General features: G+C 73.1%; 30 protein-coding genes and 3 pseudogenes. 32 read left to right on the forward strand and 1 reads right to left on the reverse strand.

Annotation, left to right across the window (positions count from 1 at the left end):
- The first annotated feature begins 2 nt into the window (after window positions 1-2).
- The 25 genes and pseudogenes from A6F73_RS04945 (at window position 3) to A6F73_RS05050 (ending at window position 18,804) form a co-directional block, all read left to right on the forward strand.
- Window positions 3-743 (forward strand): hypothetical protein, encoded by a 741-nt coding sequence (locus A6F73_RS04945; RefSeq protein WP_159398365.1) that lies wholly within the window; start codon window positions 3-5, stop codon window positions 741-743.
- A gap of 83 nt (window positions 744-826) precedes the next feature.
- Complete coding sequence (locus A6F73_RS04950) at window positions 827-1,324, forward strand: hypothetical protein (protein ID WP_063346638.1); 498 nt, start codon at window positions 827-829, stop codon at window positions 1,322-1,324.
- Between the two features lie 79 nt (window positions 1,325-1,403).
- Window positions 1,404-1,907, forward strand: a complete 504-nt coding sequence (locus A6F73_RS04955) for a hypothetical protein (protein ID WP_063346639.1) — start codon at window positions 1,404-1,406, stop codon at window positions 1,905-1,907.
- A 116-nt stretch (window positions 1,908-2,023) separates the two neighbouring features.
- A complete protein-coding gene (locus A6F73_RS40320; protein WP_107452822.1) occupies window positions 2,024-3,250 on the forward strand; it encodes a hypothetical protein in 1,227 nt (408 codons plus the stop codon).
- A 36-nt stretch (window positions 3,251-3,286) separates the two neighbouring features.
- Entirely contained in the window at window positions 3,287-3,943 is a 657-nt protein-coding gene (locus A6F73_RS04965) for a hypothetical protein (RefSeq protein WP_063346640.1), read from the forward strand.
- Between the two features lie 24 nt (window positions 3,944-3,967).
- Window positions 3,968-4,387 (forward strand): hypothetical protein, encoded by a 420-nt coding sequence (locus A6F73_RS04970; protein ID WP_063346641.1) that lies wholly within the window; start codon window positions 3,968-3,970, stop codon window positions 4,385-4,387.
- A 100-nt stretch (window positions 4,388-4,487) separates the two neighbouring features.
- Window positions 4,488-6,279, forward strand: a pseudogene (locus tag A6F73_RS04975) (TraM recognition domain-containing protein).
- Window positions 6,280-6,409: 130 nt separating this feature from the next.
- Window positions 6,410-6,643: a hypothetical protein gene (locus A6F73_RS39060; RefSeq protein ID WP_079135442.1), complete on the forward strand. Its 234-nt coding sequence runs from the start codon at window positions 6,410-6,412 to the stop codon at window positions 6,641-6,643.
- Window positions 6,643-7,821 carry a DnaB-like helicase N-terminal domain-containing protein gene (locus A6F73_RS04980; protein WP_063346643.1) on the forward strand — a complete coding sequence of 393 codons (1,179 nt, stop codon included), beginning with the start codon at window positions 6,643-6,645 and terminating at the stop codon, window positions 7,819-7,821. The genes A6F73_RS39060 and A6F73_RS04980 overlap by 1 nt, the downstream gene beginning before the upstream one ends.
- Window positions 7,818-8,408: a hypothetical protein gene (locus A6F73_RS04985; RefSeq protein WP_063346644.1), complete on the forward strand. Its 591-nt coding sequence runs from the start codon at window positions 7,818-7,820 to the stop codon at window positions 8,406-8,408. The genes A6F73_RS04980 and A6F73_RS04985 overlap by 4 nt, the downstream gene beginning before the upstream one ends.
- Entirely contained in the window at window positions 8,405-8,992 is a 588-nt protein-coding gene (locus tag A6F73_RS42465) for a hypothetical protein (protein WP_063346645.1), read from the forward strand. Before A6F73_RS04985 ends, A6F73_RS42465 begins: the two co-directional genes overlap by 4 nt.
- Window positions 8,993-8,997: 5 nt before the next feature.
- Window positions 8,998-9,171: pseudogene (locus A6F73_RS43905) on the forward strand (DNA methyltransferase); the annotation flags it as partial.
- A pseudogene (locus A6F73_RS42865) lies at window positions 9,113-9,541 on the forward strand (DNA cytosine methyltransferase); the annotation flags it as partial. The pseudogenes A6F73_RS43905 and A6F73_RS42865, both read left to right, overlap by 59 nt.
- Before the next feature lie 159 nt (window positions 9,542-9,700).
- Window positions 9,701-10,192, forward strand: a complete 492-nt coding sequence (locus tag A6F73_RS42870) for a hypothetical protein (protein ID WP_244293750.1) — start codon at window positions 9,701-9,703, stop codon at window positions 10,190-10,192.
- Window positions 10,193-10,348: 156 nt separating this feature from the next.
- Window positions 10,349-11,557 carry an MFS transporter gene (locus A6F73_RS05000; protein ID WP_063346646.1) on the forward strand — a complete coding sequence of 403 codons (1,209 nt, stop codon included), beginning with the start codon at window positions 10,349-10,351 and terminating at the stop codon, window positions 11,555-11,557.
- 29 nt (window positions 11,558-11,586) lie between these two features.
- Entirely contained in the window at window positions 11,587-12,300 is a 714-nt protein-coding gene (locus A6F73_RS05005) for an HAD family hydrolase (protein ID WP_079135444.1), read from the forward strand.
- Between the two features lie 138 nt (window positions 12,301-12,438).
- Entirely contained in the window at window positions 12,439-13,029 is a 591-nt protein-coding gene (locus A6F73_RS05010) for a DUF4913 domain-containing protein (RefSeq protein WP_063346647.1), read from the forward strand.
- Complete coding sequence (locus tag A6F73_RS05015; protein WP_063346648.1) at window positions 13,026-13,778, forward strand: hypothetical protein; 753 nt, start codon at window positions 13,026-13,028, stop codon at window positions 13,776-13,778. Before A6F73_RS05010 ends, A6F73_RS05015 begins: the two co-directional genes overlap by 4 nt.
- Window positions 13,775-14,263, forward strand: coding sequence for a hypothetical protein (locus tag A6F73_RS05020; RefSeq protein ID WP_244293295.1), 489 nt, complete (start codon window positions 13,775-13,777; stop codon window positions 14,261-14,263). The genes A6F73_RS05015 and A6F73_RS05020 overlap by 4 nt, the downstream gene beginning before the upstream one ends.
- Window positions 14,263-14,907 carry a hypothetical protein gene (locus A6F73_RS05025; RefSeq protein ID WP_244293296.1) on the forward strand — a complete coding sequence of 215 codons (645 nt, stop codon included), beginning with the start codon at window positions 14,263-14,265 and terminating at the stop codon, window positions 14,905-14,907. The genes A6F73_RS05020 and A6F73_RS05025 overlap by 1 nt, the downstream gene beginning before the upstream one ends.
- Complete coding sequence (locus A6F73_RS05030) at window positions 14,904-15,749, forward strand: hypothetical protein (RefSeq protein ID WP_063346650.1); 846 nt, start codon at window positions 14,904-14,906, stop codon at window positions 15,747-15,749. Before A6F73_RS05025 ends, A6F73_RS05030 begins: the two co-directional genes overlap by 4 nt.
- Window positions 15,750-15,766: 17 nt before the next feature.
- Window positions 15,767-16,579 (forward strand): winged helix-turn-helix transcriptional regulator, encoded by an 813-nt coding sequence (locus A6F73_RS05035; protein ID WP_244293297.1) that lies wholly within the window; start codon window positions 15,767-15,769, stop codon window positions 16,577-16,579.
- Between the two features lie 115 nt (window positions 16,580-16,694).
- Complete coding sequence (locus A6F73_RS05040; protein ID WP_063346651.1) at window positions 16,695-17,459, forward strand: DUF317 domain-containing protein; 765 nt, start codon at window positions 16,695-16,697, stop codon at window positions 17,457-17,459.
- A gap of 18 nt (window positions 17,460-17,477) precedes the next feature.
- The gene (locus tag A6F73_RS05045) at window positions 17,478-18,293 is read left to right on the forward strand and encodes a DUF317 domain-containing protein (RefSeq protein WP_063346652.1); all 816 of its coding nucleotides are present in this window, start codon (window positions 17,478-17,480) and stop codon (window positions 18,291-18,293) included.
- A gap of 25 nt (window positions 18,294-18,318) precedes the next feature.
- Window positions 18,319-18,804 (forward strand): hypothetical protein, encoded by a 486-nt coding sequence (locus A6F73_RS05050; RefSeq protein ID WP_063346653.1) that lies wholly within the window; start codon window positions 18,319-18,321, stop codon window positions 18,802-18,804.
- A gap of 7 nt (window positions 18,805-18,811) precedes the next feature.
- On the opposite strand, the gene A6F73_RS05055 is transcribed toward A6F73_RS05050, so the two are convergent.
- Window positions 18,812-19,075 (reverse strand): hypothetical protein, encoded by a 264-nt coding sequence (locus A6F73_RS05055; RefSeq protein WP_063350957.1) that lies wholly within the window; start codon window positions 19,073-19,075, stop codon window positions 18,812-18,814.
- A 194-nt stretch (window positions 19,076-19,269) separates the two neighbouring features.
- Here A6F73_RS05055 and A6F73_RS05060 point away from each other — a divergent pair, with 194 nt between their 5' ends.
- From A6F73_RS05060 to A6F73_RS05090, 7 genes are all read left to right on the forward strand, one after another.
- Window positions 19,270-19,617 carry a DUF317 domain-containing protein gene (locus A6F73_RS05060; RefSeq protein ID WP_063346654.1) on the forward strand — a complete coding sequence of 116 codons (348 nt, stop codon included), beginning with the start codon at window positions 19,270-19,272 and terminating at the stop codon, window positions 19,615-19,617.
- A gap of 30 nt (window positions 19,618-19,647) precedes the next feature.
- Window positions 19,648-19,992, forward strand: a complete 345-nt coding sequence (locus tag A6F73_RS05065; protein ID WP_063346655.1) for a hypothetical protein — start codon at window positions 19,648-19,650, stop codon at window positions 19,990-19,992.
- Window positions 19,993-20,027: 35 nt separating this feature from the next.
- Window positions 20,028-20,390 (forward strand): MarR family transcriptional regulator, encoded by a 363-nt coding sequence (locus tag A6F73_RS05070; RefSeq protein WP_063346656.1) that lies wholly within the window; start codon window positions 20,028-20,030, stop codon window positions 20,388-20,390.
- A gap of 505 nt (window positions 20,391-20,895) precedes the next feature.
- Complete coding sequence (locus A6F73_RS05075; RefSeq protein ID WP_063346657.1) at window positions 20,896-21,108, forward strand: hypothetical protein; 213 nt, start codon at window positions 20,896-20,898, stop codon at window positions 21,106-21,108.
- Window positions 21,109-21,199: 91 nt separating this feature from the next.
- On the forward strand, window positions 21,200-21,529 hold the full coding sequence (locus A6F73_RS05080; protein WP_063346658.1) for a hypothetical protein: 330 nt from the start codon (window positions 21,200-21,202) through the stop codon (window positions 21,527-21,529).
- A 113-nt stretch (window positions 21,530-21,642) separates the two neighbouring features.
- Entirely contained in the window at window positions 21,643-21,861 is a 219-nt protein-coding gene (locus A6F73_RS05085; RefSeq protein WP_063346659.1) for a hypothetical protein, read from the forward strand.
- A 47-nt stretch (window positions 21,862-21,908) separates the two neighbouring features.
- Window positions 21,909-22,262 (forward strand): AsnC family protein, encoded by a 354-nt coding sequence (locus A6F73_RS05090; protein WP_063346660.1) that lies wholly within the window; start codon window positions 21,909-21,911, stop codon window positions 22,260-22,262.
- Window positions 22,263-22,278 lie beyond the last annotated feature (16 nt).

Consider the following 22,278-nt stretch of genomic DNA (forward strand, 5'->3'; position numbering starts at 1 on the left):
ACGTGTCCTTCGCCGTCCACCCCGAGCTGGGCGTCGTCGCCCGCACCTGCCCGCCGCTTCCGGCCGGCACGTTCGCGGCCATCACCGTTCCCCTGGCGAAGCGAGGGGTCGACTTCACCATCGACTTCGAAACAGGCCAACACATCGAGACACGGCTCCCGGACGGCAGCTTCCTCGTCGCCGGCCCCACCTTCGACGACGCCGACCAGGAATTCGAGACGGCGCCGCAGAACGGCTGGTTCGTGGGCCGGCTCGACCCTCGCGCAGGCAAGGTCGAGGTCGAGCCCTTGTACAACAGCCAGTTCGGGGAACTCGACCGGCAGCACGGAACCGATGTCGCGCCGATGCACACCGCTCTCAAAGCGCACCTCGACCGCTGCGAGGTTCCAACCGAGCAGGACGTACAGGACCGGCGGAATCGAGCCGAGTCGCTGCTTCACGGAGCCGGGTTCGTCGCTGTCACCACCGGCTATCAGCAGACCCACCATCGGCTTCCCTTCGCAATGACCGAGTCGACAGAGCGCCGGGCGGCAGTGACCCGGGCGATCGGCTACCTGCAGGCCGAGGGCTTCGCGTACGACTGCCCGGTCGACCTGGTCGACCAAACTGCCGCTTCCGCCGCGCGCGTCAGCGCCGCCCTCGCCACCTCTCCGACTGCCGCGCACACCCGTACCGGGCAGCAGGCACAGACGCCGACACCACCCGTGCCGCCGAACTCCGGCCTCCAGGGCCGGCGCCACTGACTTCAACTGACGCAAACCGGGCCGCCACCGGCCCGTACGCGGCTCTGATGGCCACTCCCCCAATCACCAAGGAACAGAACGACATGGCTGTGAAGAAGGTCTGGCAGATCACCCACTCGTGCGGACACGAGACCGAACGCGACCTCGGCGACCGTCCGGCCGACCGCCGGGCCGGCTTCGCCCAGTGGCTGGCCAAGCAGGAGTGCACCGACTGCTGGCGCGCGGCGAAGGCCGGTGACGAGGCCGAGAAGGCGGCTTGGCTGGAGGCCAAGCGCACCGCCGAGAACGCCGAATCGGAAGCCTGGTCCGAGCAGTTCCGGATGCCGCCGCTGGAGGGCACCGAGAAGGGCATCGCCTGGGGCGTGCGCTGCCGCCACCAGATCCTCGCCGCCGCCTACACCGCCCTGGTCCTCGACTCCGGCACGCCCGAGTCCGAGTGGGAGCGGATCGAAGACCAGGCACGCACGATCACCCGCGCCGGCTGGTGGATCGACCAGCGCGCCAGCGAACCCGGAGACCTTGCCGAGCTGCTGGAAGCGGCCTTGGACACCGACCGACCGACCGAGAACCCCTTCGTCTGACCCGCCGAAGCCCTGCCCCAGGCGCAGGGCACCAGCCCCCAACTTCCTTCCCCTGAACAGCGATTCACGAGGCTCTCCCATGCCCACCTCCCCCCTGCAGTGCACCGTCCGGCGCACCGAAAGCACCCCCGACCTGCTCGCCACGCTGTACGACGACGATCCCGGTTTCGAGTCCTACCTGCTGGCGTCCTGGTCGCCCGGTCCACCCGCCGAGGAGGACATCGTCCTGTCGGATCTGGCGGCGCTGCTGGACGAGCCGGTGGCGCTGCGCAAGCCCCGCACCGGCCACACCCCCTCCCCGCGCCTGACCTGGCACTGCTCGATACGCAGCAGCGGCGCGCTCAGCGACGACCGGTGGTTCGAGCTGACGTGGAAGGTGCTCGACGCCACCGGCATCGAGCCGGACAGCGACCCCGACGCGTGCCAGTGGGTGGCCCTGCGCAACGCCGAGGACCGGCTCGACCTCGTCGCCACCGTGATCCGCCGGGACGGCCGCTGGGCGCGGCTGCACAACGACCAGCGGTTCGCCCGGTGGGCCTGCGAGGACTTCGCCCGTGAACACGGGCTCACCTCCCAGCGCTGACGCGCGCGGGAACGCCTGGCCGGATGGCCGTCTACCACTGCCGTCCGGCCGGGCCAAACCGCCGAATCACCGAATTCTGTCCCCGTCAGCCCGCCCGCCGCCCGAGAGGGGACGCCGTGATCGCCCACCTGCAGCGCGCCACCACCACGGCCGCGCTGATCCCCGCCCTCTACGGCCTGGACGAGCCCCACGGCCGGCTGCGTCCAAGGCTGATCGGCGCCGACTACCGCGGCGCCGACAAGCAGCTGCCCCTGTTCGGCGACCCGCAGGAGGTCCTCGGCGGAGGTGTGCTTGACGCCCCCGCCCTGCGGATCGGCTCCCGGGCGCCCGAGCACCCGGTGTGGATGTGCTCGGTGCGCTCCGACCCCCGCCACCCGGACCTGAGCGACGCCCAGTGGGCCGACGTCGCCCGGCGCCTGGTCACCGCGACCGGGCTCGCCCCCACCGGAGACCCGAACGGCTGCCGGTGGGCCGCGATCCGCAACGACGACCGGTCGGTGCACGTCGTCGCCACCGTCGTACGCGAGGACGGATACCTCCACAGCACCTACCGGGACCCCTTCCACGTGCAGGCCGAGTGCACCCGCATCGCCGCCGAACTCGGCCACCTCACCCGCACCGTCACCACCGCCAAGGACCACCGGATGCCCGCCATCACCATCAGCGCCGAGCCCAGCGGCAGCGTCGTCGCCACCGGCACCAGCGACGACCTGTCGGCCACCCTGCTCCGTCACGCAGGCTTCAAGCAGATCGACGACTGGCACGGCCGCCGACACCGCCTGCCCACCACCACGCCCCGCCCCGACGCGGCCGCCAGCGCCAGCCACGCCGCCGCGATGCTGCGCGCCGCCCGCTACAAGGTCGACCTCGACCCCCGGCTCGACACCGAGCCGCTCAACACCGCAGGCCAGCAGATCCTCCATCTCACCGATGAGCTGCGCGGCAGCACCGACTTCGCCGAACTCGCCGGGGTACTCGACGAGCTGCTCGACCCGGATGACGGGATGCTCGTCCGCCTCCAGGAGGCCCTGGAGATCGCTTCCGAGCAGATCACCGATCTCGACCCCGACCGGTTCGAACTCTCCGACAAGTTCGGCTTCGCATCCGACCAACTCGTCGCTGTCCAGGCCGAACTGGGCGAGGCCGTCGACGAGGTGCAGCTCGCCGTGTCCGGCGGGGCCGGCACCGCCGAGGTCCGAGCCGCCGATGACCTGCGAACCCGCGCCGCCCTCGCCCGTAGCACCACGGCCTCCGCCGCCAGCGCCCCGGGCGTGCCCGCCGTCTCCACTCGGCTGCCGCCCGTACCGGCCGCTGCGGCGGGCCCCGCCGGCCGCGCCCGCTGAAACGTTCCTTCCGGTTAGCCTCCCCCTGGAGTCGTGGTGCCCGAGTACTACTCGTCGATCGGAGAAGCGGTCGGCGCCGCCATGCAGCACAACATCCGCCTGGCCCACGGCGACCGGCTGCCCGCAGCCGACCAGCCGCTCCAGGTCCGTTACATCCCGCCGCCCGCCGCCGACCCCTACTCGCTTCCGGGCATGGTCGTGCGACTGGAGGAGGACGCGAACCCCGGGGACGTGGCGGCGATCCTCGAAGAGACGACCAGCGCCCTGGTCGGCCCGCTGACGCAGCTGACCGAGCTGGTCGCGGCCGGGGCCGACTGGGCCCGCGCCAGGGTGGACTTCGACCTTCCCGGCTACAACCTGTCGTACGACATGTGGACACGCCTGGCCACCGCGCACCAGGCGCTCCTCACCGTCCGGGAGGACCTGGAGGCCGCCACCGAGGGCATCGCCGCCTGCCCCGCCGAACCCAGCCCCTCGCGTCACCCGGACCTGATGCCCGTCCTGCGGACCCGCGAACTCCTGCACGACGTCATGGGCGCCGCACCCGAGCCCGGCCCGGGCGCACCAGGCACCCGCCAGGCCGCAGCCCTCGCCACCTCCCCCCACACCATCGCCCGCCGGGCCGCCCCCGCGCACCCTCCAGCCACCGCGACGGCCACGGTCTCCACCGCCCGCCCCCGGCCCACCCGCTGAGCGAACCGAAGGAAGACCACGAATATGCGCACGCTCGCCGACGCGTTCGGCACCGACGTCGAGATCGTCCGCCGCTCCGACGCGGTGGTCCGGGCCTACTGCCGCACCGGCGCCCCGGAGGAGATCCACGACGTCCTGCGCCAGTGCGGCTTCACTGCCTCCGACCCGCACGGTTCCTGCTGCTACCACCTGCCCGCGGACACTCCCGGCGCCGACCAGCCCGCTGCGGCCTCCACGGCAGCCACCCTGCTGGACGACGCCGGGTACCGGGTCGGAATCGACCCTCACCCGGTCGTCGGGTACGTCGGCCAGAACTGCATCGTCCAGCCCGAGGAGCAGCGGCTCGCCGCCACCCGCCGCACCTCCGCCGCTGCCAAGGCCGCCCCCGCCCAGGCCGGCACACCCGCGGTGGTACCGGTTCGGCCTGGCGCCCGCACCCGCTGAAACGTTCCGCCAGTCCCGCTTCCGGAGGAGAGCACCGTGATCCGTACGAGAGCCGAGCGCGCCCCGCCCGCCGCCCGCTCGCACCCTCCTGGACGCCCACTTGCTTACCCCGCGCACCGGCGCGCCGTCGACCGCCTCCGGCTCGGACGCGCTCCTCTATCTCCTGTTCGCCGTCGTCGGCGCCGCCCTCGCCTTCGGCTCCCTCGCCTGGCTGAGCGGCAACCTCACCAACTACCTCTTTGGGTCCGGTGATTGGGCGCCGTTCCATGCCACCGAAGCCCTCCTTCATCCCGAGCGGCTGTGGCCCCACCTCGACCCGGCCGCCGTCCTGGTCGGCGCCCGCATCGTCCCCGGTGTCCTGACCCTCGCCGCCACCGTCACCGTCCTGGTGCTGTGGCTGCGCCACCGCTCGGGTGCCAGGAGCGGCCTGGCCCGCAAGGCGGACATAGCGCCGCTCCTGGACGCGGAGATCACCAAGAAGGCCCGCAGCCTTCGCCCGAGCCTGAACGACCGGGAGTGTAAAAGAGGTCGAGCCGAACGACCGGGGCATCCTGATCGGCACGCTCTCCCCCGGCAGGTCCGAGGTCCGGGCCTCGTGGGAGGACGTGATGGTCGCCATCATGGCGCCCCGCTCCGGCAAGACCTCCGGCATCGCGATCCCCGCGATCCTCGCCGCCCCCGGACCGGTGCTGCTGACCAGCAACAAGGCGGCGAACGACGCCTTCACCGCCTGTGCCGACGCCCGCGCGAAGGTCGGCACGGTCTGGACGCTCGACCCGCAGCAGATCGCGCACCACCCACGCGAGATGTGGTGGGACATCCTCGCGGACGCCCGCGACCTCGCCGGCGCCAAACGCCTGGCCGGACACTTCGTCACCGCCTCCGTCGACGAGGCCAGCGGCTCCGACTTCTGGTCGACCGCGGCGAGCAACACGTTGGGCTCGCTGTTCCTGGCCGCCGCGAGCCACCGCCGCCCGATCACCGACGTGCTGGCCTGGCTCGCCTCCCCCTCCGACCGCACCCCCGTCGACCTGCTCACAGATGCCGGCCACCACGCCGTCGCCGCCCAGCTCCAGGGCACCGTCACCGGTGCCACCGAGACCAGGGACGGGATCTATGAAACGGCGAGGCAGTACGCGAGCTGCCTGCTGGACCCGGAGATCGCCGCGTGGGTCACCCCCACCAAGGGCCTGGCGGAGTTCAAGCCGTTCGACTTCGCCTCCAGCCGGGACACCTTGTTCCTGCTCAGCAAGGACGGCGGCGGCTCCGCCAGCGCGATCATCGCGGCGGCGGCCGACGCGGTGATGCGCGCGGCCGTCATTGTCGCCGAACGCAGCGGCGGCCGGCTCGACCCGCCCGCGCTGTGCGTCCTCGACGAGGCCGCCAACGTCTGCAAGATCAGCGACTTGCCGGACCTCTACTCCCACCTCGGCAGCCGGGGCGTCATCCCGATCACCATCCTGCAGAGCTACCGCCAGGGCCAGCGCTGCTGGGGCGAGGCCGGCATGGACGCCCTCTGGAGCGCGGCCACCGTCAAGGTCATCGGCAGCGGAATCGACGACGCCGACTTCGCGGACAAGCTCTCCCGCCAGATCGGCGAGCACGACGTACAGACCGTCTCCGTGTCCGACTCCGGCAGCGGCAAGTCGACTTCGGTGTCGATGCGCACCGAGCGCATCCTGCCCCCGGACGAGATCCGCGCGCTCCCCAAGGGCAAGATCCTGCTCTTCGCGACCGGCATGAAGGTGGCGATGCTCGACCTCAAGCCCTGGTACAAGGAGCGATCCGCCAAGGAGATCGGCCCGGCCTCCTCCCGCGCCACCAAGGCCATCACCGAACGCGCCCTCGCCAAGGGCAGCGCCGGCCGCGACGACCTCACTCTCTCGGCCTGACCCACCCCCACCCCGGCGGCGCCGACCGGGAACCCGCCTCTTCTTCGGCCGGCGCCGTCGCCCCCGGCTGGCTCTCTTCCCGTGCCCGCCGCAGCCGCTGAACCACCGCTCACGTACCCAGAAGGTCTTCATGTCCGACTCCAACTCTCCTACTGCCCGCGATCGTTCGACTCCACTGGCCGGGGCGCCAGTCGTTCGCCGGGGTGGCCAGTGGTGGCTGGTCACCTCAGCTGGCTCCCTGCTCGCCACCGATCCGACGTTCACCGGTGAGCTGGACCGCTTCGCCGCCGCGAAGTCCGCCGCCGACCGCGCGGTCGCCCAGCTCCGCGCCGACCGCGGCGCCCGTCGCCGCCGGAGCCGGTGATGGACCCGCTACTCCAGGGCGAGCAGGCTGTACTCGGAGCGGTCCTGCTCGACCCCCGCCAGCTCGGCAACCTCGACTGGCTGGAGCCGCGCGACTTCTACCGGCCCGCGCACCAGGCCCTGTTCGCCGCGCTGCGCAAACTCCGCACGGACGGCCACCCGGCGCTCACCACAGAGGGCCCGGTGCCATTGGCCTGGCTGAACGACACCCTCGCCGAGGCGGGCAAGCATGTCCGCGGGCTCACCGCCTCCTATCCGCATACCCTGGTCGCCGCATGCCCGCGCCCCGCCAACGCCCCGGTCTACGGCCGGATGGTGCTCGAAGGCTCCATCCACCGCACCGTCACCGAGCACGCCATCCGCTTGCTCTCCGTCGCCCAGGCAGACGCTGCGGAGCGCGAGGTCGACGGCACCCTCACCCAGGCCGACGTGCTCGCGGGCGTCCTGGACGAACTCGCGACGCGCTGGGGAACCCAACCCCGAGCCACCGCCCCGAGGACACCCTCTCTCCCTGCCGCTGCCGAACCTCCCGCAGCGGCCCAGGCGGGCGACGAGCAGTTCATGCTGTCCCTGCTCGTCCACCAGAACGGCGCGATCGGCGAGGTCTTCGACTGGCTGCGCCCCCAGGACTTCGCCCATCCTGGCCACGGCCAGCTCTATCGCTGCCTCGGTGCGCTCCACCACCGGGGCGAGCCGATCGACCCGGTCACCACGCTGTGGGAGGTCCAGCGACGCGGTCTGCTCGCCGAAGGCACGATCACTGAGGAGCAGCTGCGGCCGGTGCTGCGCGACGGGGCAACGGGTTCGGCCGAGTGGCTGGGCGATCAGCTCCTGCGTTCCTCCCTCACCCGCGCTGCCGCCGGCGCCGCGCTGCAGATCACCGCCCACGCCGACGACCGGCGCCTCGCCCCCGGACAGCTGATCGGCCACGCGCTCCACGCCCTCGGTCCGCTCGACGAAGTGCGGGCCCGCTGGCGCACGGCGACGTCCCCGTCCGATCCGCGGCAACGACCCGATGTCGGCGAAGCAGAACGCGTCCAGGCGGCGCTCGCCCGCAGCCCCGCACCGCCTCCCGCCCGCAACACCCCGGCACCGGACCGTGTCCGCCCCTTCGGCCCAGCACCGAGCCGGGGCCGTGACCGCGTCACCCCGCACCAGCCCTCCCGGAGCCTCTTGTGAACAATCCCGACGTCGAGGCCCTCTCCCTCCACGAGCATGCGACCACCCTGGAGCAGCAGAGGGACCTGCTGCCCGCCGGCGGCTTCCCCGTCCAAGTGTCGGACCCTGTCGCCCTGAGCCGACAGATCACCCAACTCGGCTCCGTCATCACTGCCTTGGGCACCGAGTTCACCACCCGCATCACCGATCAGTCCGCGCCCGACCATGCGCTCCGTGCCGCCGGGGCGTTTGCCGAAGCGATCGGGCATCTCGGTCAGGCCGCCTGCGACCTCGGGGAGGCCGCCGAGCAGCTCACCTACCTGCGGCGCACGGACGACAAGCGCCACGATCCGAAGGCCCGGGAGCTTCGCCACAACGCCAGGCAGGTCATCGGCTTCGCCTCGGAGGGCGCCCGCGGCGAGCTCCAGCAGGCCGCTGGGACTCTGCGGCAGGCGGCCTCGGTCATCGCGCCGGACGACAACCGGGTGCAGGCCGCCCGCAGCCGCTCGGCCACCGCCGTGGCGACAGGGCCCACACCGAACCCGGCGACACCCCCTGCGCCGCCGCCTCTCACCCCCGCCCGCCCCTCCTCCGGGAACCACCTGTGAACGCCATCCTCGACGAGTCGCTCGCCCTGCACGCCCGGGCGAACTCCCTGCGGCAGCAGGAAGCACGACTTCCCGCCACCGGGCCGGCCAGGATTCCCGACGCCGTGCAGGTCGGCCGACAGATTGCCCAACTCGGTACCCTCATAAGGGAGATGGGAGACGAGTTCTCCGCTCGGGCCGCCGAGCAGCCCGCGCCCGGCCACGCGATCCGCGCCGCCATGGCGTACGCCGAGGCCATCAGCAATCTCGGTGAAGCCTCCGGTGCTCTCGGAGAGGTGGCCCAGCAGCTCGGCTTCCTCGGCGAAACCGCCGAGATCCGCCACCTTCCATGGGCTCGGGAGGCCCGCAAGGACGCGGTCCGGGTCATCGAGTACGCCGTCGAGACCGCCCGCGACGAACTCCGTCACGGCGCCCAGGCCCTGGACCAGGCCGCCCGGCACCTCTCGCCGCCACCCGACGACCTTCGCCGCCGTGCCGCGCTGAGCCGCTCCACCGCCGCAGTTCCGACTTCTCCAGTACACCCGACCGGCCCTGCACCGGCACCGGCGGTGCCTGCCGCTCACTCCGTACGGAGCCAGCGTTGACGCCCGTGCTCCCGGCCGCCGGCCCCGGGCCGCTGGTCGGAAGCCTGTGCAGCGGGTACGGCGGCCTCGACCTGGGGGTCCTGGCCGCTTTCGGCGGACGGGTCGCCTGGCACGCCGAGGTTGACCCGGGCGCCTCGAAGATCCTGGCCCGGCACTGGCCGGACGTGCCGAACCTGGGCGACGTCACCACGGTCAACTGGGCTGACGTTCCGCGGGTGTGCGTCCTCACGGCGGGCTTCCCCTGTCAAAGACGTCTCGGTCGCCGGCCGTCGCGCCGGACTCAACGCCGAAACCCGATCCGGTCTCTGGCTGCACGTGGCGCGTGCGGTCGAGGCCCTGCGTCCGCACCTCCTGGTGGTCGAGAATGTACGAGGACTGCTCACCTCCCCTGCCGTCGCAGCCTCCGCTGGCGACGTGGAACGCTGCCCGTGGTGTCTGGGAGACGACCCAGATCAGTCTGATCTGCGGGCACTTGGCGCCGTACTCGGCACCCTGGCCCAGCTCCGGTACGACGCGCGATGGCTCGTGCTTCGCGCCTCCGACGTCGGCGCACCCCACCACCGGGCCAGGGTCTTCCTCACCGCCTGGCCCGCCGACTACGGCGCTGCTCAAGACCCCCACGTCCAACATCGCGACGAACGGCGGCTCGCAGCACCCCGAGAAGAGGAAGCGCGGGGGCCATGGTCCGAATTTGGCGGACGAGGTGGAGTGGCTGCTGCCGACCCCGAAAGCGTCGGACGGGATCAAGGGTTCACCGAACCAGCGGCACGGCGGCGGGGACCTGACCTTGCCATCGGCGGCGGCCCGGCTTCGGCCCTCCTCACCCCGGCCCCCGGCCTCGCGCGCACCTTGGCGCCCGGCCTCACCGGCCTCGGCGGCGGTCGCCCTGACCTTGTGGGCGGAGGAGGCAGCGGACGACTCGACCCCGAGCGATGGGGGCCGTACGCCGGCGCCGTCGCCCGGTGGGAGACGCTCACCCGCCCGGCGCCGGCGGCCACCGACGAGGGCGGCAAGCTCCGCGCGGAGTTCGTCGAGTGGATGCAAGGGCTCGATCCGGGCTGGGTGACCGCCACCCCGGGACTCGGCCGTCCAGCCCAGCTCACCGCACTCGGCAATGGCGTCATTCCCCAACAGGCCGCCAAGGCAATGGAGTTGCTGGCACCGCCCTTCCCCCGCTGCCCGCGCTGCCGTAACGGGTGAGGGGCTTCTATCTCCTTTTCCCGGCCGTACCAAATCCCGGAATCCGCAGACTCTTCTCCCCGCAGCCGCACCGACCCGAGGGGGCTGTCATGCCTGCGCATGCCCCGGTCCGGCGCGCCCGCGCGCCGCCGGCCGTACGACCGAAGGACCTTCTCCTTGAGCACCACCACCGCCTGCGGCCCTGCCCAGGACAGCGGATACCGCGCTGTCCTGGGCTCCCCGCACGTCGCCCGCCTGCTGGGCGGCACCCTGATCGGCCGCCTGCCCACCGGCATGGCACCGATCGCGATCCTGCTGCTGGTGCGCGCCGAGCACGGCCCGCTCGCCCTGGCCGGAGCCCTCGGCGCCCTCTACGGTCTCGCCTCCGCTCTCGGGCAGCCGCTGCTCGGGCGCCTGGTCGACCGCCACGGCCAGACCCAGGTCCTCGTCGCCGCCACGGCCACGGCGAGCACGGCGTTCCTGCTGCTGCCGTGCACCGGCCCGGTGCGCCACCCGGTGCTCGCCGCGCTCACCGTGCTGGTGGCGGGGCTGGCGACGCCGCCGCTGGAGGCAGGTCTTCGGGCGCTGTGGCCGGTGCTGCTGCCCGACGCCGAACGCCAGCGCACCGCGCTCTCGCTGGACAGCAGCACCCAGGGCCTGGTGTTCGTCGCGGGTCCGCTGCTGGCCACCGGCTTCGCGGCCGGTGCCGGAGCGACCACCGCGCTGGTGGCGACCGCGGCGCTCGGCCTGCTCGGCACCGGCCTGGTCGTCACCGCCCGCCCCTCCCGCGCCTGGACGCCGGCGGAGTTCACCGAGGCGGTGCACTGGACGGGGCCGCTGCGGGTGCCGGGTCTTCGGGTGCTGTTCGCCGCGCTGATCGGCACCGGTGTCGCGCTCGGCGCGGTCAACGTCCTGGCGCTGTCCGCCGCCGAGCGCCACCACGCCGGGTGGCTGGCCGGGGTGATGCCAGCCGCGCTGTCCATCGGCAGCATGCTCGGCGGCCTCGCCTACGGCCGCCACGCCTGGCCCGGCGCCCCCGCCAAGCACCTGGTCGCAGCCTCGATCGGCTTCGCGGCTGGCTGGCTGCCGCTGCTGCCCGACCCCGCGCCCGCCGTCGCCGTCTTGGGCGCCGTGCTGCCCGGCACCTTCCTCGCGCCGCTGCTGACCGCCGCGTTCCTCACCGTCGACCGGCTCGCCCCCGAGGGGGAAGCGACCGAGGCGTTCGCCTGGCTGATCGCCTGCATCGGCGTCGGCCAGGCCGCCGGCACCGCCCTGGCCTCCCTCGCGGACACGGCCGGCCCGCTGCTCGTCGCCGCCGTCCCGCTCGCCGGGGCCGCCTTCGCGCTGTGGCTGCTGCGCCGCTTCAACGACCGCTTCTCCTCCTGACCTCCGCGCTCACCCCGAAGGACACTGCCGTGAACACCACCCTCTTCGCTGTCGCAACTCCCGCCACCCGCATGCACGTGGTCTGGGACTGGAACGGAACGGTCAAGGACGACCTCGATGACCACGTCTTCGCGTTGAACGAGACCCTGCCCGCCCTCGGCGGCGCCCCGGTCGACCGGGAGACCTACCGGGCCAAGCACACCGTGCCGATCCCCCGCTTCTACGCCCGCCTGCTCGGCCGCGAGATCACCGAGCAGGAGTGGGTCTCCAGCGACAGCGCCTTCCTGGAGCACCTGCGCGCCCAGCCGGTGCGCGTGCGCGAGGGTGCCGCCGAGCTGATGGCTGCCCTGAGTGAGGCCGGCCACACCCAGTCGCTCCTGTCGCTGTGCCCGCACGACACCCTCGTGCGCGAGGTCGAACAGGCCGACATCGGCCACTTCTTCATCCGGACCGACGGCCGCACCGGGCCCTCCGGCGGCACCAAGGCCGCCCCGCTCACCGCCCACCTCGAAGCCCTCGGCCTCGCCGAGCAGGCGCACCGGGTGCTGCTGGTCGGTGACGCCGTCGACGATGCCGACGCTGCCCACGCCAACGGCGCCCACGCGGTGCTGCACACCGGCGGGCTGCACCACCCCGCCAAGCTCGCCGCCACCGGCCACCCGCTCACCGACACCCTTGCCGACGCCGCCGTCCTCGGCCTGCGCCTCGTACAGGGCCGTGGCATGCAACTGGCCTGCGCCTAGCACCGATCGGCGGCCGGACCAAGCCGCCGTTCCTGCGGACCATCTCCCTCAACGACCGCATCACCGGAGCCCTGCCGTGACCCGAAGAAGACCTTCCGACCCCGACCTCCCCGTCCGTCCGAACCTCCTGGATGTGCCATGTCCGAGTCCGATCCGCTGCCGGGCGCCTCCGAGCCCGAGCCGATCCGCATCCCCGACGAGGACCTCGACGACCTCGTCAGCGCCCTGAACCGCACCATGGCCGAGGTCCGCCAGCACGGCGTGATCCTTGACCGTCTCGGCTCCGAACCCGACGACGAGCCGGGGTCCGGCTCCATCGAGCCGGACCCCGGCAGCAAGGACGCGCCCGAGGCCGCTCCGCCGCTGTTCATCCTCGCGATGGGCGGCGCCCAGTACGCCGCCGAGCTGGCCGAGCTCTCGTTCTGGGTCACCCACATCCTGCTGCCCGTCTACGGCCGGGAGATCGGCTCCACCCGCCCGTGGTGCGCGAGGTGGCCCGAGCACCCCGAAGCCGTCGCCCGCCTCCACGCGCTGTGGCTGGCCTGGCAGCAGCTCACCGCCGCCGAGGCCGGCCAGGGCGGCCCTTCGACGTGGCATCGCGACCACCTCGACCACGCCATCGCTCAACTCCGCTCCCCGGACGGCCCGTTCGCCGCGTGCACCACGAGCCCCTCCCGGCCGGCCCACCGCGTCCTGTCGACCCCCGACCAGCTGGGACTCGCCGCATGAAGGACACCGACTTCCGGCTCGACGACCTCGAACCCGCCGACGAGCACACCGCCGAACTGTACGACTCCACTTGGGTCAGCGACTTCAAGACGATCTCCCAGCACGATGTGGGCGACCGCAGTTTCATCGTCGCCTTCGATGCCTCGGCCACCTGGGGCTACCCCAACATGCCCAACATCGCCTCCTTCGATCTCGTGCGCGACAGCAGCCAGGCGACCTTCAGCATGCACAGGTCCAAGCACGCCACCTTCGCGTTCGCGCAGAACTGGCTCGTCAACCGCGGCTGCCCTCCGGACGCGCTCACGCCGACCATCGACGTCCCGAAGCCCGCCGACGAGCTGACCGTCCAGGTCGAGGACCGCATCCGGCGCTCGGGCGAGGGCCTTGCGGTCGTCGACTACCAGGTCATCGACGGGTCCGACGTCGAGGGCTGGAGCATCGCCGTCGACCGCCAGGACAAGGAGCTGCCCGTCCGGCTGTTCCTGGAAACGCTCCAGCCCGACCAGTACACCTACACGGTGCGCGAGGGGGCGTTCGCCGACCTCGCCGCCGCCGAGAGCTGGCTGGAGCAGCGCTCCACTCCGCTGCCCGACGCGCCGGAGTACCGCCTCGATGCGGCGGCCCTGCGTACCCGCGCCGCCCTCGCCCGCAGCACCACCTCCCCGGCCGCCGTCACCGCCGCCGACGTTCTGGCCGCCGCCCCCGCAGCCGCAGCCGTCGCCCGGCCCGATCGGGGGCGGTCGCTGTGAGCCGCGCCAAGTTCGCCTTCTCCGCCCATCCCGATGCCATCGCCGACCTTCGTCAACTCCCTGACGCCGTCCGCGACCAGGCCCTGCTGCACCTGCAGGACCTCGTCCGCGGCGAGCGCGTCGCCACGCGACTGGAGGGGCGGCTGGAGGGCTGCCACAAGATCTACCTCGGCGTCGGCAACGAATGGGCAAGCCACCGCCTGGTCGTGCAGTTCCGTGACGCCCCCACCGGCTCTGAGCACCGGCGCGAGGTTCACCTCGTCGCTGCGGGCCCCCGTGCCGACTACGCGGTCTACCGCACCGCCCAGAACCGCCTGGGCCGCACCGGCCTCAACCTCCCACAAGGCCTCAGCCCGGCCGAGGAAGCCCGCGTGCGAGCCGCCCGCGCCCGATCCATGCGCCCGGCACCGGTAGCCGCCGGGCCCGCCTACACCACCGCGTCCCCCGGCTTCACCACCGGCACGGCCGCCCGAAAGGCCCGATGATGACCGCCCCCACCCCCACCCACGCTGATCTCGCCGTGTGGCTCGCCGAGGCCGCCGAGGCCGTCTCCGGCATCGTCACCGCCCGGCACGCCACCCCGCCGTCGCACTCCCACCTCCACCCCGTCCTGGGGCCGCTCACCACCGGGCCCAAGGTGATCACCAGGCTCGCCGCCCGGCTGGAGGACCTGCTGGACGCGCGGCTGCCGACCACCCCCGCCGCCCTATTCACCCTGGCCTCCTACGCCTCCGCCCTGGGCTGGCTGACCGAGTCGCTCGCCGACCTCACCCAGGCCGTCGACCTCCTGATCGTCGAGGCCGGCCTGCCAGCCGCCACGGCCATCGCCCCCGGCGAGGCTACCGACTTGGACCTGTCGGCCTACGCCCCCCAGAACCGGCAAGCCCTCGCCTCCCTCGCCGCCGAGGCTGCCCTCCCACCCGGCCTCTACCTGCAGATCCTGGGCCAGGCCATGCTCGCCTCCACGGAGTTCACGGAGGCGTGCACGGAGATCATCGGTGCCCTGACCGAGGACGCCCACCGTCTCCTGGACGAGTCGGTCAGCTTCGTACGCCTCGGCGGCGAGGGCCCCGACAGCCTGCCCACCCTGGTCCGCTCCCTCCTCGCCCGGATGGAAAAGGCCCGGTGAACCCGCACAACCGGCTCACCCACCCAGGCGCCCACCTCGTCTACGAGCACCTCGGCGCCAGTGCTACGAACGCCTGGGAACTGAGCGCGGGCTACCCCGACTCCGACCCCCTCAGGCACCTTGCCGTCATGGTCGCTTCCTCCGCCCGCGAGGTCGACCAGCTCCACCAGGCTCTCACCGCCCACGCTCAGACGGTGATCGAGCGACTGGAGCCAATCGCCCGCGGCGACCACGCGAACATGCGCGGCATCAACGGCATCATCCAGTCCGCAGGACCCCAGGTTGAACTGCTCACCGCCCGCAGGGGAGCGGCCTACGCGCAGCTCACCAACGTCCTCAGCGCCTACGAGCGCTGCACCGGAACCGACCGGCCCACCACCGCGCCACGCCGCCGGCACGACTCCGCGCACACCAGCGTCACAGCGGCCCCAAGCTACGGGCAGACCCCTCAGTCCACGGCCGCCTGGGACGACGAACAGGGCTTCGCCCGCACGGCGTTGCAGGCTATGGAGCACGGGGACCTGTGGCTGCGCGAGAACGTGCACAGCGACAAGTACGTGATCTGGGGTTCCGGGCTCGACGCCCCCGTCGAGGCCGAGACCGTCGAGCGGCTGATCGACGCCGGCCTCGTGTCCGCCGACACCAGCACCTCCGCCTCCCGGATGGGCCACATGCTCTCCCTCACCCCGGAGGGCGCAGCGGCCAACGCCGCCGCCCGCACCGAGCGGCTTCGCCGGGTCGCCGCCCTCTACCGCGGCATCACCCCCACCACGGAGGGCCCCGCCCCGGCAGCGCCCTCGGCAGCAGCGGCCCGGCCCTCCCTCTCGTCCCGCACCCGTTGAACAAGGAACTGCCCGCCGTGTCCTCCCAGCTGACCACCCCGATGAGCGCCGCCGACGCGCAGCGCGCCGAGAGCGGGCTGCGCCGGCTCGCCCCGAAGTGGACCACCCACGTCGTCCACGCGATTGCCAAGTACGGCCCGGAGATGCGGGTTGCCGATGTCGCCCAGCAGCTCCCGGCGCTGTCCCAGCAGTACGTCGGCAAGCGTCTTGCCGCGATGTCCACCGCCGGCCTGGTGATGCGCGACGGCGAGTTCGACCGGACGGCGCCCTACCGGCTCTCCGCCTCCGCCCGCACGCTCGGCCCCCTCTACCGCACGCTCGCCCAGTGGTCCGGCGACCACATCGACCGCACCCCACAGGGGAGGTACGACCGGATCGAGGACGCCCTGCACCGCCTGCAGCTGGCAGACACCACCGAGACGATCCGCCTGCTCTCGGAGCACGGGAGCCTGCGCCTGACCCACCTGGCCGAACGCCTCGACGCCCCCGCGCAGTTCGCCGCAACCCGGCTCAATCGCATGCAGGCGGACGGCCTCGTCGCCCGCACCGGCAACCAGCACGGCGCCCCCTACATCCTCACCGACGCCGGACGGGCCTTGGGCCCCGTCTACGCCGCCCTCCAGCAGTGGGACCACCGGCACACCACCGCCGCGCCCCCGGCCCTGCGGGCCGCCGACCAGGCTCTGGGCGCCCGCGTGCCGTCCGCGCGCACCGCTGCTGCGCTGCGCCGAAGCGCCGCCCCGTCCGCCCTGTTCAGCCACGCCCCGGTGCCGCAGCCGCGGGTGCCCGCCGCCGCCACAGCGGCCTCCCGCCCCTTCATCGGGCGGTGACCACCGTGAACACCCGGCGCAGAACGGCTCCCTGCCCTCAGCATTCCGGGGCCGCGCACCGCCTCGCCGCCCGTGGCGGTGTGCGGGCCCGCTCCCCGCCACGTTCAGGAGCCCCGTGTCCTCCGCCGCCCCTCGGCTCGTTCAGCCGCTGCGTCTCGCCGGCCCCGGTGACCAGCGGCTCATCACCGGCCTGCTGGCCGAATCGCCCGGCTGGAGCCGCGCCCGTACGCCGGACGGCGGCGTGCGCTTCACCAGTTCCTGCCGAACCGCCGTCATCACCGGCTCCGGCCCGCCCGGCAGCCCGGTGACCTGGAGCATCCACGGCTACACCTCCGCCGGCGCGGAGCCGCTGTGGCGTGCGGTGTTCAGCTCCGGCACGCCCGCCGAGATCACCGCCGCCTTCACCACCGTCCTCGTCGACGGCCTGCGCAGCGGACACCGCGACTACCTGCACGGCGGGCCGCACCACCTGCCCTGCACGCCTGCGTCCGTCCTCGCCGACCGCGGCTGGCAACCCGCCCAAGGCCCGAAGGGCTTCCACGACCAGGTCGCGCCGGACGGTAGCGCCGTCTACCGGCACCGCGTCGGCCACCAGCCGGCCGACGCCGAGGTCGCCGGCCTGTCCCCGCCGGCCTGGAGCATGCTCGCGGGAACCCCTCAACACCCTTTCTGGCGTGCGAACTTCACCATCGGCGTGCCGTTCTACCCGCTCGTGCGAGCCGCCCTCGCCTTCAGCTCCCCCGAGCCCGTGGAACGCCTGCCCGCCAGTCCCGCCCGCCTTCCCCCGGCCCCGGTTCGCCGGCCACACGCCTGCCCACCGCCGGGCCCCGCCGTCCCGGCCGCCGCGATGCCGACGACCGGTGGGGCCCGCCGGCGCTGACCCCCGAGGAGGATCCCCATGCCGTACACCCCCGAAAAGGCCCGGGAGTACCGCGTCTGGCCGCGCTACCTCGCGGGGACGAAGGCCGACGTCACCGAGGCCATCACCCCGTTGATCGAGGCCGGGTGGGCCGCCACCAACGACGACCTGGGCAACGCCTACGTCACCGCGCCGGACCTGACGGCCCGCCTGGCGTTCCTGCCCGAGGGCCGGGACTCGACGCTCTGGAAGATCAGCGCCGGTCCGGAGGCGACCGCGATGCCCAGGTGGCTGGTCACCTTCGACGACCGCGTGCCCACCGAGGTCGTCCAGGACTTCACCACCGCCCTCGCCGACGCCTACACGCGAGGCCCCGACGCCTACCTCGGCGCCGGCCAGCCCGCGCCACGCCGGGCGGCCGGACGGTGGGTGGACCCCATCGTCCTCCAGAGCCCCGATCAGCTCGTCACCCGCTCGACGCGCCCCGGCCTCCTGTCACACGCCGAGGAGATGGACGAAACCGCGGAACGGTGGCTCTTCGAATCGGGACCGCCGCAGCGCCGCTGGTACGCCAGCGCCTCCTCGCACGTGCCCGCGCCGTTGCTGGAGACGCTCACCGCCGCCGCCTTCGACCCGTCCCCGGTGCACCGGCATCTGCGGCGCGACGAGCTTGCGCGTCTGCCCGCGAGCGCCGTCGCGACGCCCACCGCGCCGAGCCCGCTGGAGGTCGCGCGCGTCCGCGCCGCGACCGCCCGCTCCGCCGCCGCGCCCCGCGCCCCCGCCGCGCTCGCCTACACCACCTCGACCCCGCCTCCGGCGCCCCCGCGGGTCGCCCTCGCCGGCCCCGCCCGCTGACACCCACAAGACCTTGGAGAACGCCGTGTCCGACGCCACCGCCCTCGACCACGCGGACGCGATGATCGAGAAAGCCTGGGGACGACCGATCGCCGAGCTGGAGGAGGCCGCGCCCCGTCTGCCCGTCGAGGACCCGATGCTGCGCTCGGCCATGCACCATCAGGCGCACCTCGTCGTCGTCTCCAACTCCACTGCCGTGCACCAGGATCGGCTGCACGCGCTCACCCGATCCGGCCACGTCCCCGCCTTCTACGACCTCGACCGGATCACCGCCTCGGCGAGCGCCCTGCGCACGGCCTACGCGGAGAGCAACACCGCCCTCCAGATGATCCGCCACGTCGTCGACGCCCGCGAACTCGCGCTCACGGCCGAAGGCGGCCCCAACGCCGAGCGCGTGCGGGCCGCCACCACCCGGACCTCGCAGGCAGCCCGCCCCCTCGGGCTTTCGAGCGACCAGCCAGCCCCGCCGGCCGCCGCCACTTCGGCCCACAACGTGGTGAACCGGCGCTAGCCGCCCGTCAGTTCACCTCGGAGTCGTGGTGGGCGCCGGGGTCGGTGGCGCCCACCACCCGGGCCAGCTCCTCCACGGTCAGCTCCATCCGCCGCCCGTCCGCCAGCCGCGTCTCCACCGCCTTGTCCTGCTCCCGCTCGGTCCGGCTCACGGTGTGCACGGCCCACTGGCCCTCGTCGATCACCACGACGTCGCCCATCGTCCACGCCCGACCCGCGCTGCGGACCTTGCGCTCCAGCGCCGCCATGTCCCGGCCTCTGCTCGCCGCCATCGCCTTCATCCCCCTTCGACCCGTACGGCCCGCCGCCGTAACCCTGCTTCAGCACCCCGGGGTCCTGATCCATTCCCTTCCAGTTCGCCCACGGCAGACCGTTGCACCCGGGGAAATGACTACGAACTTCGGGACGCTGCATGTTCAAGTACTCATGTCGCCGAAACCGCAGGTCAACGAAGGGACCCGGCCCCGTGAACACCCCCAGCAGCCTCCTGCCCGCCCCCGTCTGCCCCATCGCCGAAGACCGCTCCTGGCTCTCGTCCGACCACAGCGCGGAGCCGGTCCTCGCCCTGCTCGGCGATCTCGGCTGGCCGATGGTCGACACCCCCGAGGGCAACGTGCACTGCACCAGTCCGGACGGGCGCGTCTACATCGGCTGGCTGCCCGAAGACCCCGGCGCCTGGAAGCGCGGCATCGTCTGGCGCATCCAGGTCCAGCCCACCGGCGCCGCCGCGTGGACCCAGGAGTTCGGCGTCCACACCCCCGCCGAGGCCGTCGCCGGATTCCTCGCCGTCCTCATCGCCGACCCCACCTGCTGACCGAACCAACTCCCCTGATCGGAGCACTTGTTGTCCACATCCCGACTCGACCACGTCATCGCTCACGGCACACCACGCACCCCGCTCGGCCTCGCCGTGCAGGACAGCCACTTCGTCTGTGGTGACGGCTTCTGTCTCTCGGTGCTGGCCCCCGACCCCGCCGACGCCTTCCTGCTGCCCGCCCTGACCCTGGAGGTCGACTTCCCTACCCTCCGTCCAGAACCGTGGGCCCGCTGGCGCGAACACCTCGAACCCGGCACGGAGGAGGACGACCCCACCGAGTCCGTGCACCTGCACGTCCCCGTCGCCCTGGTGCGGGACCTGATCGAGGCCCATGGCGGCGAAGCCCCCTTCCTGCCGCGCCAGCGCACCTGACCGGGCACCGCCGTCACCGGCTTCAAGGAACAGACTTGACGACCACCGCTTTCCTCACCCGCGCCCCCGGCCCCGTCATCGCCGCGCTCGGCCTCACCAACGCCTGCTTCGTCCCGCCTGCCTCCACCACGTTCGTCCTCAGCCTCGCCCTCAGCGTGAGCGGCCTGCTGCTCGTCCTCGACGACGTCCACGAGAGCGACCTGCGCCGGGACACCCGCGTCCTCGCCGTGCTCGCCAGAACCCCCGGCGGCGCCCGGGTCCGCCGGATCGGCTGCGCCCTCGGCCTGCGCGACCGCACCGTCGCCCGGTCCCTCGGCCGCCTGACCGACGACGGCCTGGTCATCCCCGACGCCGGGAACCAGCCGCTGCCCCTGCGCACCTACCGCCTCGCCGACTGAAACCCCCCGGACCCGACACAAGCCCACCACCACGGGGGACAGCGCCACGAACACCCACCGCGTCACCTTCCACCCGGTCGTCGTCACCGCCGCCACCGGACACCGCGCCTCCCGCCGCGTCCTCGCCAGCCCGGCCCTTCGGATCGTCCGCGCCGACGAGGTCCGCACCGGGGACCTGATCGTCTCCGCCTTCCAACCCGCCGGCCCGGGGCGTTGCCTCCGCGCCGACTACTTCACCTCCGGCCCGTACCCGGCCGACCCCGGACTGTACGACCCGACCTGCGGATGCGGCGTCTGCGGCCTGCCCGAGGTCGAGGGCCCGCACGGCACCGTCGTCCTCGCCCGGGACTACCCGTGGGAGAGCTGCGACCCGTGGCCCGCCGACGAGCCCGTCCTCGTTCTCCCCCTGCGCCGGACACCACGCTCACCTGCATGAGGTTTCCGGCTCGACCCACAAAACCCCTCCGCCCCGCCCCCGAACGGCCACCACGCCGAGGAGACAACCGTGCCCCAGTACCTGACCGTCGCCCACCTGATCACCCAGCTCCAGGCCGTCGACCCGAACCTGCGCATCCGCATCGCCGTCAACCCGGACTGGGCCTTCGCCCACTACGTCGGCACGGACGTCGTCGTCCACGACGGCATCGCCTACCTCGCCGAGGACGGCCAGGACAGCTACCTGCCCGCCGCCGTCCGCGACGAACTCGCCTGGGCCTGACTGAACCACCGCCCGCCCCGAGGAGGCCCGCATCCCCACCACCCACCGCCCCGCCCACCCACAGCCGCTCGACCGCTTCGCACTGCACCCCATGCCGCCGTGGGCCAGCGGAGCGCTCGTCCACCGCGTCCCCACCGACCCCGGCCAGCCGATCGAGGTCCTCTGGATCCCGGCCACCGCGCCCAGACTCCCCTTCGGCCGCATCCTGCTGCGGTGGGAGAAGGCCCCAGAGGCCGGCTGGGACGTCACCGCCCGCCTCGGCCTCGCCGCCACCGACGTCCACCTCGCCACCTGGCCCGCCGCCCCCGACGACTGGCCCCGCCTGGTGCGCCCCACCCTGTACGAGGTCACCGGCCTGTGCTCAGCCCTCACCATCGCCACCGCCGCCCTCGAACTCGCCAACCGCCTCGCCGGCTCCTGAAGACCACCGCACAAGGCCGCCCCGCGCCGAAAAGGCCGGGGCGGCCTCGCCGTACGCCCACCCCCGCGACGGCGCGTACGCTCATCACCGAAGCACCGAGGAAGGACATGCACATGGCCGACGACCAGCAGCTATGGGGCTACGCCGAGGTCGCCGCGCACCTGGGCATCAGCGTCGGCGCCGCCCGCAACCGCCGAAACCGCGGCACCCTGCCCGCTCCCGACGACACCAGCATCGCGGACCGCCCCCGCTGGAAGCCCGCCACCTTCCAGAGCTGGAAGCCCCTCGGCCAGGGCCACCGCAGCGACCTGCACGGCAACCAGACCGAATGACCGGCTGGAGCCCGTCCCAGTACGGGCGCAGAGAGGACCACCTGCCGATGCCCAACCATCCAGTACGCCGTCCTGTCGCGCTGATCGCCTGGTGCTCCACCGCCGCGATCGGCGCCGCCACCGCGACCGGCGCCGCTGCGACCAGCACCTACGCGGTGTGCGCCGTAGGTCTGTTCGCCCTCGGCGGCGGAGCGCTGGCCGCCTATCGCACCGTCCGCGCCAGCGAAGACCAGACCGACCGCGCTGTCCTCGAACGCCTGCGGCGCGACCCCGGCCTCACCTCCGCGGGACTCGCCGCCGACCTCGGCCTGCGCCCGGCCGCCGTCCGGCTCAGCCTCCACCGGCTGGCCGCTGCCAGCCAACTCCCCGGCTCAGCAGCTCCTCCCGGCCCGGGACGCTGACCAGAAGCGAGAAGGA

The sequence above is a fragment of the Streptomyces sp. MJM8645 genome, from assembly GCF_001625365.1.
GTDB lineage: Bacteria > Actinomycetota > Actinomycetes > Streptomycetales > Streptomycetaceae > Kitasatospora.